Origin of the sequence: Pseudonocardia sp. SID8383, assembly GCF_009864975.1 — a bacterium.
Classification (GTDB): Bacteria; Actinomycetota; Actinomycetes; order Mycobacteriales; family Pseudonocardiaceae; genus Pseudonocardia; species Pseudonocardia alni.
Window position 1 is genome coordinate 1 of the sequence record NZ_WWFY01000521.1, and the last position, 11612, is coordinate 11612.

The 11612-nt window shown below is 74.8% G+C and carries 12 protein-coding genes and 2 pseudogenes; 10 read left to right on the top strand and 4 right to left on the bottom strand.

The features are described from left to right. The 3 genes and pseudogenes from GTW08_RS12865 to cydB all read left to right on the top strand — a co-directional run. Positions 1 to 335 (top strand): annotated as a pseudogene (locus GTW08_RS12865) (nitroreductase); the annotation flags it as partial. Positions 336 to 480: 145 nt separating this feature from the next. Continuing rightward, on the top strand, positions 481 to 1884 hold the full coding sequence (locus GTW08_RS12870; RefSeq protein ID WP_161151966.1) for a cytochrome ubiquinol oxidase subunit I: 1404 nt from the start codon (positions 481 to 483) through the stop codon (positions 1882 to 1884). A 13-nt stretch (positions 1885 to 1897) separates the two neighbouring features. Beyond that, positions 1898 to 2896 (top strand): cytochrome d ubiquinol oxidase subunit II, encoded by a 999-nt coding sequence (gene cydB, locus GTW08_RS12875; RefSeq protein ID WP_161151967.1) that lies wholly within the window; start codon positions 1898 to 1900, stop codon positions 2894 to 2896. 21 nt (positions 2897 to 2917) lie between these two features. On the opposite strand, the gene GTW08_RS12880 is transcribed toward cydB, so the two are convergent. After that, positions 2918 to 3733, bottom strand: a complete 816-nt coding sequence (locus tag GTW08_RS12880; protein ID WP_073573984.1) for a helix-turn-helix domain-containing protein — start codon at positions 3731 to 3733, stop codon at positions 2918 to 2920. 102 nt (positions 3734 to 3835) lie between these two features. Between GTW08_RS12880 and GTW08_RS12885 the strand changes: the two genes are divergently transcribed. The 5 genes from GTW08_RS12885 to GTW08_RS31035 all read left to right on the top strand — a co-directional run bounded on the left by GTW08_RS12885 (position 3836) and on the right by GTW08_RS31035 (position 7960). Further along, on the top strand, positions 3836 to 4561 hold the full coding sequence (locus GTW08_RS12885) for an SDR family oxidoreductase (RefSeq protein WP_073573985.1): 726 nt from the start codon (positions 3836 to 3838) through the stop codon (positions 4559 to 4561). Positions 4562 to 4927: 366 nt separating this feature from the next. Further along, positions 4928 to 5683: a GAF domain-containing protein gene (locus tag GTW08_RS12890; RefSeq protein ID WP_083658031.1), complete on the top strand. Its 756-nt coding sequence runs from the start codon at positions 4928 to 4930 to the stop codon at positions 5681 to 5683. Positions 5684 to 5714: 31 nt separating this feature from the next. Next, positions 5715 to 6485, top strand: coding sequence for a GAF and ANTAR domain-containing protein (locus GTW08_RS12895; protein WP_073573986.1), 771 nt, complete (start codon positions 5715 to 5717; stop codon positions 6483 to 6485). Between the two features lie 199 nt (positions 6486 to 6684). After that, positions 6685 to 7743: a fatty acid desaturase family protein gene (locus tag GTW08_RS12900; protein WP_161151968.1), complete on the top strand. Its 1059-nt coding sequence runs from the start codon at positions 6685 to 6687 to the stop codon at positions 7741 to 7743. Positions 7744 to 7792: 49 nt separating this feature from the next. Next, positions 7793 to 7960: an RGCVC family protein gene (locus GTW08_RS31035; protein WP_202417104.1), complete on the top strand. Its 168-nt coding sequence runs from the start codon at positions 7793 to 7795 to the stop codon at positions 7958 to 7960. Positions 7961 to 8205: 245 nt separating this feature from the next. Here GTW08_RS31035 and GTW08_RS31040 read toward each other — a convergent pair whose 3' ends face one another. The 3 genes from GTW08_RS31040 to GTW08_RS12910 all read right to left on the bottom strand — a co-directional run bounded on the left by GTW08_RS31040 (position 8206) and on the right by GTW08_RS12910 (position 9964). Further along, the gene (locus GTW08_RS31040) at positions 8206 to 8559 is read right to left on the bottom strand and encodes a hypothetical protein (RefSeq protein ID WP_202417105.1); all 354 of its coding nucleotides are present in this window, start codon (positions 8557 to 8559) and stop codon (positions 8206 to 8208) included. A 171-nt stretch (positions 8560 to 8730) separates the two neighbouring features. Continuing rightward, on the bottom strand, positions 8731 to 9105 hold the full coding sequence (locus GTW08_RS12905; protein ID WP_073573988.1) for a hypothetical protein: 375 nt from the start codon (positions 9103 to 9105) through the stop codon (positions 8731 to 8733). Between the two features lie 103 nt (positions 9106 to 9208). Continuing rightward, entirely contained in the window at positions 9209 to 9964 is a 756-nt protein-coding gene (locus GTW08_RS12910) for a WhiB family transcriptional regulator (protein ID WP_083658032.1), read from the bottom strand. 778 nt (positions 9965 to 10742) lie between these two features. Here GTW08_RS12910 and GTW08_RS12915 point away from each other — a divergent pair. Both GTW08_RS12915 and GTW08_RS12920 read left to right on the top strand, forming a co-directional pair. Then, entirely contained in the window at positions 10743 to 11228 is a 486-nt protein-coding gene (locus GTW08_RS12915; RefSeq protein WP_139282680.1) for a CBS domain-containing protein, read from the top strand. A 149-nt stretch (positions 11229 to 11377) separates the two neighbouring features. Beyond that, positions 11378 to 11612 (top strand): annotated as a pseudogene (locus GTW08_RS12920) (hypothetical protein); the annotation flags it as partial.

The following is an 11612-nucleotide window of genomic DNA, read 5'->3' on the forward strand; positions in this document are numbered from 1 at the left end:
TGACCCGGGACTTCGGCGGCCCCGCCCACCCGCGGCCCGCGCCGGCCGCGTTCGAGTCGGCGCCGCTGATCGCGGTGCTGACCTCGCACCTCGACGGCCCCCGCGACGACCTGCGTGCCGGCGAGGCCCTGGCGCGGGTGCTGCTGACCGCGACCGCCGAGGGCCTGTCGGCCTCGCCGGTGTCCCAGCTGGTGGAGGTCCCCGACGTGCGGGAGCGGGTGCGCCGCTCGCTCGCCCGGGACCGGCCCCCGCAGGTCGTCCTGCGCCTGGGCCACGGGGTCCCCGTCCCGGCGACTCCGCGGCGTCCGGCCGCCGACCTGATCGACCCGGGCTGACCCGGAGCACCGGCCCGGGACCTTCGTCCCGGGCCGGCGGGCCCTCCGGTGGGCCGCGGACCGCCCTTCGCCCGGAGCCCCGTCCACCCGTCGCGGACGACGATCGGGTGACGGGTCCACACGGGACCCGCCGGCTCCGGAGGGCGTGATGGACCTCGACCTCGCGCGGTGGCAGTTCGCGATCACCACCGTCTACCACTTCCTGTTCGTCCCGCTGACGATCGGCCTGTCCCTGCTCGTCGCGGGCCTGCAGACCACCTGGTACGCCACCCGCGACGAGCGCTGGCTCCGCGCCACGAAGTTCTGGGGGAAGCTGTTCCTGATCAACTTCGCGGTGGGCGTCGTCACCGGCATCGTGCAGGAGTTCCAGTTCGGGATGAACTGGAGCGACTACAGCCGCTTCGTCGGCGACGTCTTCGGTGCCCCGCTGGCGATCGAGGGGCTGCTCGCCTTCTTCCTGGAGTCGACCTTCCTCGGTCTGTGGATCTTCGGCTGGGACAGGCTGTCGAAGGGCGTGCACCTGGCCTGCATCTGGCTGGCCGCGACCGGCACGGTGCTGAGCGCCTATTTCATCCTCGCCGCGAACTCCTGGATGCAGCACCCGGTCGGGTCGGCGGTGAACCCCGTGTCGGGCCGGGCGGAGCTGACCGACTTCGGCGCGCTCCTGACCAACTCCACCGCGGTCGGCGCGTTCACCCACACCCTCACCGCGTGCCTGGTGACGGCCGGGATGTTCCTCGGCGCGATCAGCGCCTGGAACCTGGTGCGCGGCCGCCACCCGGAGGTGTTCCACCCCTCCATCCGGGTCGGGCTGTGGACGACGCTCGCCGGGAGCCTCGGCGTCGCCCTCACCGGGGACCTGCAGGCCCGGCTGATGACCCAGCAGCAGCCGATGAAGATGGCCACGGCGGAGGCGCTCTACGACACCGTCGCGCCGGCGTCGTTCTCGGTGTTCACCATCGGCTCCCTCGACGGCACCCGCGAGCTGTGGAGCCTGCGGGTCCCGCGGCTGCTGTCGTTCCTGGCCACCGGCACCTGGGACGGCGAGGTGGAGGGCATCCACCAGCTGCAGGAGGAGGCCGTCGCCGCGTTCGGGCCGGGTCTGTACACACCGGACATCCCGCTCAGCTACTGGATGTTCCGGCTCATGATCGGTTTCGGGGTGCTGGCGGGGCTGCTCGCCGTCACGGGGCTCTGGCTGACCCGGCGTTCGCGGGCGACGCGGCGGCTGCCGCGCTGGTTCGGCCCGGCCGCCGGCCTGGGGTTGGCCGCACCGCTGCTCGCGAACACCGCGGGCTGGATCTTCACCGAGGCGGGCCGCCAGCCCTGGGTCGTCTACGGCGTGCTCCGGACTGCCGACGGGGTCTCGCCGAGCGTCGGCTGGGCGTCGGTGCTCACCTCGCTGGTCGTGTTCACGCTGCTCTACGGCGCGCTGGCCGTCGTCGAGGTCGTCCTGCTCGTCCGGGCCGTACAGGCCGGTCCGCCGCCCCCTGCGGCCCCGGCCGTCCCGGAACCGTCCGGCACCTCCGCCCCCGTGGCGACCTACTGAGGAGGAGAGCGCCATGGCACTCGTCGACGTCTGGTTCGTCCTGATCGCGGTCCTGTGGACCGGGTACCTCTGCCTGGACGGCTTCGACTTCGGGGTGGGGATGCTGCTGCCCGTCGTCGCCCGCGACGAGGCCGACCGTCGCGTCGCGCTCGGCACGATCGGCCCGGTGTGGGACGGCAACGAGGTGTGGCTGCTCGTCGCGGGCGGGGCGACCTTCGCCGCGTTCCCCGAGTGGTACGCGAGCCTGTTCTCCGGCTTCTACCTGGCGTTCCTGCTGCTGCTCGTCGCGCTGATCCTGCGCGGGATCGCGCTGGAGTACCGGTCCAAGGAGCCGCGCTGGGCCCCGGTGCTGGACCGCGTGCTGACCGGCTCGTCGCTCGCCGCGGCACTGCTGCTCGGGGTGGCGCTGGCGAACATCGTGCACGGTGTCCCGCTCGACGCCGACCACGAGTTCACCGGCACGCTGCTCACCCTGCTCCACCCCTACGCGCTGCTCGGCGGCGTCACCACGGTCCTGGTCTTCGCCCTGCACGGAGCCGCATTCCTGGCGCTGAAGACCGACGGCCCGGTGCGCGAGCGCGCGGCCACCGTCGCGGTGACGGCCGGGCTGGGCGCGATCCCGGCGGGTGCGGCGTTCCTGGTCTGGACGCTGGTCGACGGCGCCCCGGTGTGGATCGTCGCCCCGGTCCTGGTCGCGGCCCTCGGTCTGGCGGGCGGGACCCTTGCCGCCGTCCGGGGCCGGTCGGGCCGGTCGTTCACCGCGACGACGGTCGCGATCGTCGCCGTTGCGGTGACGCTGTTCGGGTCGCTGTACCCGGACGTGCTGCCGTCGACGACCGACCCGGCCTTCTCGCTGACCGTGGTGAACGCGGCGTCGACGCCCTACACGCTGACGATCATGACCTGGGTGGCCGCGGTCGTCACGCCGGTCGTGCTCGCCTACCAGGCCTGGACGTTCTGGGTGTTCCGGCGGCGGCTGACCCGCGAGGACGTGGTGGACGCGGCGCACTGAGGCCCCGGGCCGGCGACGGTGTCAGGCGCGGGACGCGGCGGCGATCCCCAGCAGCTCCAGCCGGTCCGCCGTCTCCGACCCCGGCTCGCACCCGTAGACGACGAGCTGCTGTCCCGGCGCCGACCGGACGTCGAACGACTGCAGCTGCAGGTCCAGCGCGCCGACGTCGGGGTGCACCAGCCGCTTGTGCTCGGCACCCTTGCCCCGCGCGTCGTGCCGGGCCCAGTGCTCGGCGAACTCAGGGCTGCGGTCCAGCACCGCCGTGAGGACCTGCCGGACACGGGGGTCGTCCGGGGCCTGGCCGTGCAGCACCCGGAACCCGGCGACGGTGTTCGCCGCCGCGGCGGTCCAGTCGGCGTAGAAGGTGCGGGAGGCCGGGTCCTCGAAGACCTTCTCGACGAGGTTGGTCCCGGGGGCGAACCCGAGCGCCGCCCCGAGCCGGTTGGCGCCCAGCACGTCGTAGGCGCGGCCGAGGACGATCGCGGGCCGGCCCGGCCAGCTGTCCAGCAGGGCAGCCAGTTGCGGGTCGAGCCGCTCGTCCGCGATCGGGGCCCGGGGCCGCGGCGCCGCCCCCGCCAGCCGGAACAGATGCATCCGGGCGTCGTCGTCGAGCCGCAGGACGGCCGCGAGCGCCTCCAGCACCTGCGCCGACGGGTTCCGCTCGCGGCCCTGCTCCAGCCGCACGTAGTAGTCGGCGCTCATCCCGGCCAGCAGCGCGACCTCCTCACGACGCAGCCCCGGGACACGACGGGCCCCCGCCGCGACCAGGCCGACGGCGTCGGGGGTCACCCGTGCGCGCCGGGTCCGCAGGTACTCGCCGAGCGGTGTGGCCACCATGGACGCGACCCTAGGCGACCCCGCGCCGGCCGGGGTGGGTGTGGCACTCCCACGACCGTCGCGCCCTGCCGCGCCGTCGCCGCGGCTCGTAGGAAGGAGGCCATGAACGACACGAACCCCACCCCCGTGGCCCTGGTGACCGGCGCGAGCAGCGGCATCGGCCGCGCGATCGCGACCCGGCTCGCCCAGGACGGCCACCACGTGATCGCCACCGCCCGGCGCGCCGACCGGCTCGCCGACCTCGCCGCGCAGGTGCCCGGTGTCGAACCGCACCCGGTCGACGTCGTGGACCGCGACGCCCTCGTCACGCTCGTCGACGACGTCGTCGCCCGGCACGGCCGGATCGACGTCGCCGTCGCCAATGCCGGGGTGATGCCGCTGTCGCGCCTCGACGCCGGCCTGGTGCAGGAGTGGGACCGCATGGTCGACGTGAACATCCGCGGGCTCCTCCACACGATCCACGCCGTCCTGGGGCACTTCACCTCCGCGGACCGGGGCCACTTCGTGACGACGGCCTCGGTCGGCGCCCACGAGGTGGATGCGACGGCGGCGGTCTACGCCGGCACCAAGCACGCGGCGTGGGCGATCACCGAGGGCCTGCGTCTGGAGTCGTCGCCGGGCATCCGGGTCACCACGGTGTCCCCCGGTGTCGTGACCTCCGAACTCGCCGCCGGCATCACCGACCCGACCGCCCGCGACGCCATGGCCGTCTACCGCAGGCACGCGATCGCACCGGAGGCCGTCGCCGACGCCGTCGCCTACGCGGTCGGCACCTCCCCCGAGATCGACGTCAACGAGATCCTCGTCCGGCCGGTCCGGCAGCGCTGAGCGCCCGCCGGACCATGTCAGTGCCCGGTGACCTCGACGACGGGCGGTTCGACGCGGTGCGCGCGGCCCGTCCACGCCCGGCCCCACTTCGGTGAGCGACGACCGGCCGGCCCACCCGGACGCCCGCGGGCCGCGACGACCACGCCCCCGGCGCAACGGCTACGGTGAGCGCCCACCGAGGTCATCACGGCTCCACGGCGCCCGGCGCCGGTCGTGAGCGGCGCCCGCCGTCCCCGGCGAACGACGATCGACCCCCGGCCGTGCTCCGCACGGGCGTGGTCGGAGAGCCGGTGCTGATGCCCGACCGTCGACCCCATCCGTGCCCTGCTCCACGCTCCGGCCCGGCCGCCCCGATCGCCGACCGGCGTGGGTGAGCGCGGGGCGGTGACCCGCGCCGTCGTCGCGAACGCCCCGGGTGCCGCCGACGAGCGCGAGCTCGCCGAGCAGGTCTGCCGGGCCTGCGTCGACGGCCTCGACGTGGACGGTGCGGCCATCTCGCTGCTGCCCACCGCCGCCACCCGGACCATCCTGGCCGCAACCGACGCGACCGCCCGTCTGCTGGAGGATCTGCAGTTCAGCCTCAACGAGGGCGCCTGTATGGAGGCCGCCCACAGCGGCCGCCCCGTGCTGGTCCCGGACCTGCACCACGACCACCACACGGCCCGGTGGCCGCTGTTCGCCGCCGCGGTCGCCGAGCGGACCGCGGTCGGCGCCCTGTTCGCGCTGCCCCTGCAGTGGGGGGCGGTGACCCTCGGTGTGCTCGACCTGTACCGGATCGCGCCGGGACAGCTCACCGACGACCAGTGGAGCGACCTGTCCGCAGTCGCCGACACGACGACCTGGCTGTTCCTGGGGAACCGCACCATGCCGGTGCCCGCCCGGGAGGTCCCGGTGGCACCGGACGGCTCCGTCGGTCACACCGAGCGCTGGCTGGACGAGACCACCGGGTACCGGGCCGAGGTGCACCAGGCGACCGGCATGGTGCTCGCCCAGCTGGGGTGCTCGCCCACCGAGGCGCTCGCCCGCATGCGGGGTTACGCCTTCGGCCACGACATGTTGCTCGCCGACGTCGCCCGCGAGGTCGTCGCGCGACGGCTCGCGTTCACCGAGGAGACCCTGTGACCATGCCGCGCACACACCCAGGAGGACCGTCATGAGCACACCGGACCGCGAGCAGGACGTGGCCCTCGCCTTCGTCGCGCTCGCCGACACCCTGGTCGACGACTACGACGTCATCGACCTTCTCGACCGCCTCGCGGCGCACTGCGTGTCGCTGCTCGACGCCGAGGCCGCCGGGATCCTGCTCGGCGACTCCCGCCGTGAGCTGCGCGCCGTCGCCGCCTCCAGCGAGGACGCCCGGACCATGGAGCTGCTCCAGCTCCAGTCGGACCAGGGGCCGTGCATGGACTGCTTCAGCACCGGCATGCCGGTGCTGATCCCCGACATCGCCGGCTCCACCGAGGCCGCCCGTCGCTGGCCGCGCTTCGTCGAGGCCGCGCAGGCCGACGGGGGGTTCCGGTCGGTGCACGCGCTGCCGCTGCGGCTGCGGCACCGGGCGATCGGCGCCCTGAACCTGTTCCACCGCAGGCCGGGCCCGCTGCCCGAGGCCGACCTGCGGCTGGGCCAGGCGCTGGCCGACGTCGCCACCATCGGGATCCTGTCCGAGCGCACGATCCGGCAACGCGAGACGGTGCAGGAACAGCTCCAGACCGCGCTGAACAACCGGGTGACCATCGAACAGGCCAAGGGTGTCCTCGCGCACGCGCTGCAGCTCGGGATGGACGAGGCGTTCGACCGGCTCCGGCGGTACTGCCGGCGGCAGAACCTGCGCCTGTCCGAGGTCGCAGGCCGGATCGTCACCGGGGAGCTGTCACCGTCGACGTTCAGCACGGAGGTCCCGTCGAAGCCCCGGAACAGGCCGTGACGCCCGGACGTGCGGCCCGACCCGCCGTGTGCCACATTACGGAGGCGTGACCGTCCCGTCCCGTGGCGCGGTTCCGATCGTTCCCGGACCGGCTCCGGTCCCGTGGTCGCCCCTGTCCCCGGCGGCTCGTTCCGACGCGCGACCGAGCGGTCGTCAGGACCGCCCGCCACGTGCCCCGAGGGTCGACCGGAGAACACGCATGACGACGTCCCCATCCACCGAACCGTCCACCCGCGGCACCCGTCCGACGACGGCGGGCGGGTTCGGCGAGCTGGCCGCCCTGGTGTCCGGGGCAGGGCTGCTGCAGCAGGCCCGCCGCACCTACCTGCTCCTGTTCGCGGCGAACGCGGTCCTGCTCGCCGGCGGCCTCACCGTGTTCGTGTGGCTCGGCCCGTCCTGGTGGCAGCTGCTGCTCGCGGTGTTCTTCGCGGTCGTGACCACGCAGCTGGCCTTCATCGGCCACGACGCGGGCCACCGTCAGATCTTCGCCGGCCGGCGCGCCAACGACGTCGTCGGCTACCTGCACGGCGGGCTCGTCGGGCTGAGCTACGGCTCCTGGGTCACCCAGCACACCGCCCATCATGCCCACCCCAACCACGCCGACGACGACCCGGACATCGACATCCCGGTCCTCGCCTTCAGCCCCGAGCAGGCCGCCGCCACACGCGGCCCGGTCCGCTGGATGGTCGGCCACCAGGCGTACCTGTTCCTCCCGCTGCTGCTCCTGGAGGGCTGGAGCCTGCACATCACCGCCGTCCGGGCGGTCGTCCGTCGTGAGGTCCCCCGCCCGCGGCTGGAGGCGACGCTGCTCCTCGCGCACGCCGTCGGCTACCTGGGCGCGGTGTTCTGGGTGCTCGACCCGCTGCAGGCGGTCGTCTTCGTCGTCGTCCACCAGGGGCTGTGGGGCGTGTACATGGGGCTGGCGTTCGCGCCGAACCACAAGGGCATGCCCGTCATCCCGGCGGGCCGGCGGCTGGACCACCTGCACAAGCAGGTGCTGACCTCGCGCAACGTGCTCGGCGGCCGGGTGCTCGACCTCGCGATGGGCGGCCTGAACTACCAGGTCGAGCACCACCTGTTCCCGCGGATGCCGCGCCCGCACCTGCGCCGCGCTCAGCCGATCGTGCAGGCGTTCTGCACCGCCCACGACCTGCCCTACACCCGGACCGGGCCCCTGCGTTCCTACGCCGAGGTCCTGCGTCACCTGCACGCGGTCGGCGCCCCGCTGCGCCGCCCCACCGGGCCACCTGCCCCCTGACCCGTCCCCGGGTCCGCTCGGGGCGACCCCCCGAAGGAGCACCACCAGCATGGACGACCGGCAGCCCGCACCCGACACCGACGACACCCGCCCGGACGACCTCTGCCCGGTCTGCCCGCACCCCTGGGCGGACCACGACGCCATCGACCGGAGGTTCTGCTCGGCGAAGATCGCGGGCGGGTCCTCGCAGGGGTGCGTCTGCGCCAAGAACCGCTGAGCACCACACGCCCGGCACCGGGCACGGGGAGCCCTACGGCCTCCCGTGCCCGGCTCAGGCCGCGCCGCTCGGCGAGCGCGACGCGCACCGCGTCGTCGTAGCCCATGCGGTCGAACGGGACGAGCTCCCGGACGGTGTCGTCGTAGACGACGACCTCGTTCCCCATCGAGTCGATCAGCGACCGACCGGTCCGGACGTCGGCGACCGCGATCGGCCGGGTGCGGGTCCGGACCAGCGGGGGCAGATCACGACGGGCAGGTGGTCGACGAGCTGACGGGTCGTCTCCAGGAGATGCCGCTGTGGCCGACGATGATCCCGGCGCCGGCCGCCGCGGCGGCCAACGCACTCGCCGCGAGGGCGTCGCGGTCGGCGACGTCGGCGTGGTCCAGCGACTGGGCCACGTGGTAGGCGACCTGTGGTCGCGGACGTCCTCCGACGGCCTCGCCGGCGCCCGGGTGGTCCCCCGGGGCGGCGGGTCGGGCCCCGGGCCCGGCGTGGCCGACCGAGCCGGGGATGTCCCGGTCCGTCGTCCTGATCCTGATCGTGCCGTCGAGCTTCCAGGTCGCCCACCCGGCGTCCGGACCGGTCGTCGTCGGCACCGCCGAAGCCGTACTCGACGACCGCGCCCTTCCCCGTGAGGTAGGACCGGAGTTCGTGTCCGAACTCGGCGACGTCCATGGTACCGCTGCGGCCGTTCGACTGCGTGCTCGTCACGGCCCTCCTCGTCGGTGGAGAGGGGGCGTGCACGGTTCTCCTGGGCGGGGCCGGTCTCAGCCGTCGTCCCCGCGGCGGGTCCGGCGCCGCCCGGCGGTCCGGTCCTCCCCCCGCCCGGTCGCCCCGGTTCCGGTGACGCCGTCGCGGTCCTCCCCGGGGCGACGTTCCCGGCGGTACGGGTTCCCCGGCGGCAGCCCGCCGGTGAACCGGCCCCACGCACCCAGGACCAGCAGCAACGCACCGGACACCAGGCTGAACACGACGTTGGACATGCCGAAGGCGAGGATGTTCCACGAGGTGGGCAGCACCAGGACACCGACGACGCAGAGAACCAGCCCGGACACGGTGGCCGCCACCCGGTGCAGCGCGCCGAACCGCCCCGGTCTGCGGGACCACGGCCCCGGTGCCGGGTCGAACCACACCCGGCTCACGCCGGGACCTTCCGCAGGACCGGCGCCGGTACGCGGCGGGGCGGTGGCGCAGCGGTCACAGGACTACCTCGCATCGGTCGGGCCCGGACGGGGACGGGGACGCTCACGTGCTCGCGTAGTGCTCCTCGGCCAGCGCTCCGACGGCGGCGACGGTCGCGTCGAGAGCGCCCTGGACGATCCCGTCGTGCTCGGAGACGCGCGTGGTGTGCAGCCACACCGTCACCTGCGAGCCCGGCCCGCCGGCGGTCCCGATATCGGTGACCTCCAGGGAGCCGCGGTAGTCGCTGGGGCCCTCGAAACCCCAGGCGATGCGCAGGGCGTCCCGGTCGACGTCGAACCAGGCCTCGCCCTCGGCGCGGGTGCCGTCCGGCGTCTCCGACTCCGTGAGCACCTCGTTCCCGTCGCCGGTCCGGGCCGCGGTCATCCGGGAGACGTAGCGGGGCAGGTTGCGGACGTCGGACAGGAACGCGAACAGCGCCGCGGCGTCGGCGTTCACGGTGGTGCTCGCACGGAACTCGGCCGTCAGCGGTACGCGCTCCTCGGGGCGGGTACGGGTCCGGCCCGCCAGGCGCCGGAGGGCACCCCGCCCGGCGCGCAGCAGCTCGTGGCGCTCCCCGGCGGTGAGACCGCCCCACACGCCGTAGGGCTCCTGCACGAGCAGGGCGTACAGGCCGCATTCCTCGATCACCGGGCAGACGGCGCACACCCGCTTGGCGGCGGCGTCGCGGGCGGCCGCGGCCGGACCGCGCTCGCGGGACGGGTGGAAGAACACGCCGGCGTCGGTCTCGCGGCAGGCGGCGTGCATCTGCCAGTCCCACATGGTGGTGACCGGAGCAGGGAGCCGCCGGAGCTCAGCCATGACGCCGCCGGAGACGACGTGCTCGATCCAGGACGGAGATCATGGGACTGCCCCCTCGTCGCCGGACGCGGCAGGAGCCGGCCGGTCGGTGACGGGCGGGTGCCGACGCACGGCCCCCGAACCCGGGTCCGCGCCGCGGGACGGATGTCGTCCAGGCACGTCACGGACACTGCTGACGGGTTCGCCGGGGGCAGGGGCGAGATGTTCCGGGGCACGGTACGACGTTCCGGAGCCGACGACCAGCCTCGTCGTCACGACGACGGCGCACGTGGTCGCGTCGGCGCGCTACGCCGACGGCGCCCGGCGGGCTCACCCCTGGCCGGGGGCGACCGGCAGACCGGTCCGGAACAGCTCCTGTTCCAGCCACACCGCCGCGGCGACGCCGCTCCCGGCGCCCACGCCCACCAGAGTCACGCCGTCGGGCAGCCCGGGCTGACGGGCCGCGTCGCCGGCGGCGGAGCCCCCGGGACCGAGGTCCGGCCGCACTCGTCGACGGCGATCGTGCCGTCGACGAGCACGGTCGCGCCGAGGCTCCCGGCCGGCGCGGTGCCGGGGCGGGTCGGGGCGCGGTGGTAGATGCCGTCGCGGGCGAGGGTGGTACCGACGGCCCGGCCCGGCCGACGACGGAGGAGACACAGTAGCGAATGTCGTTATCGACTTGACGGTGGTCGGTGGCCCGGTACAGGGGCCGGACCGAGGGGCGCAGCGGGACCTCCGGCCCGTCCCCCCGGGGCGGTGACGGGGCAGGCTGCGCGTGTCGGCCGACGGAGGGATCACGATGAGCCAGCACGACGACCGCGCGGGATTCCGGCTCGACGCCCCGCCCGAGACCGTCGACGACGACCCGCCGCTGCACGCGGTCGTCGCCTCACGCCTGGTCGCGGTCACCCCGCAGACCCCGGTCCGGACCGCGCTGGACCTGATGCTGGCCCACGACGTCCACCACCTCCCCGTCTTCGCAGGTCCGCACTGCATCGGCCTCGTGACCGAGTCCGACCTGCTCCGGGGCGTCGCCGCCCAGTGGGGTCCGCTGGGCCCGGCCGTCCTCACCGTCGCCGAGGTCCACGGCCCGGTCGCGGTACTGCCGTCCTCGGCGCCCCTGTCGGCGGCCGCCGCGGCGATGGCGGCCGACGGTCGGGACGCCGTCCTCGTCGCGGACGGCGACCGGATCGACGGCATCGTCACCGCCTCCGACGTCGTCGGCGTCGTCGCGCGCCGGGCCGGCGGTCGCCCACGCACGACACCGCTGCGGCCCCCGTCCTGACGCACCGGGCCGGCACCCGCCGGCGGCGGCCGACCACGTGGAGAGGGTCCCGCTCGACGCCGGAGCGCCCTGCTAGCGTCCCGCCCGATGTCCGAGCGCGACGCGGGCCGGCGGCCGGGGAACCGCGGGGCAGCGTGATCGCGGAAGGCATGGCGGTGCTCGCGGGCGAGCTCGGGACGGGTCTGCTCGTCGTCGCGGCGGTCGCGCTGGTCGTGGAGTCGGGTCTGCTGATCGGCGTGGTGCTGCCCGGCATCAGCGTGACGGTCGGACTCGGCGTGCTCGCCGGCACCGGCACGGTGCCCGGTGTCGCCGCGGGTCTCACCGCCGCCGTCGCCGGCGCCGCCGGACCGAGCGTGGGCTACTGGCGGGGTCGCCGGGGCGGCC

What these genes read in the sequence shown, in the direction of transcription:
- cydB (WP_161151967.1), top strand. Translation starts at nt 1,898, where the DNA reads ATGGCACTCGTCGACGTCTGGTTCGTCCTGATCGCGGTCCTGTGGACC.
- GTW08_RS12880 (WP_073573984.1), bottom strand. Translation starts at nt 3,733, where the DNA reads ATGGTGGCCACACCGCTCGGCGAGTACCTGCGGACCCGGCGCGCACGG.
- GTW08_RS12885 (WP_073573985.1), top strand. Translation starts at nt 3,836, where the DNA reads ATGAACGACACGAACCCCACCCCCGTGGCCCTGGTGACCGGCGCGAGC.
- GTW08_RS12895 (WP_073573986.1), top strand. Translation starts at nt 5,715, where the DNA reads ATGAGCACACCGGACCGCGAGCAGGACGTGGCCCTCGCCTTCGTCGCG.
- GTW08_RS12900 (WP_161151968.1), top strand. Translation starts at nt 6,685, where the DNA reads ATGACGACGTCCCCATCCACCGAACCGTCCACCCGCGGCACCCGTCCG.
- GTW08_RS31035 (WP_202417104.1), top strand. Translation starts at nt 7,793, where the DNA reads ATGGACGACCGGCAGCCCGCACCCGACACCGACGACACCCGCCCGGAC.
- GTW08_RS12910 (WP_083658032.1), bottom strand. Translation starts at nt 9,964, where the DNA reads ATGGCTGAGCTCCGGCGGCTCCCTGCTCCGGTCACCACCATGTGGGAC.
- GTW08_RS12915 (WP_139282680.1), top strand. Translation starts at nt 10,743, where the DNA reads ATGAGCCAGCACGACGACCGCGCGGGATTCCGGCTCGACGCCCCGCCC.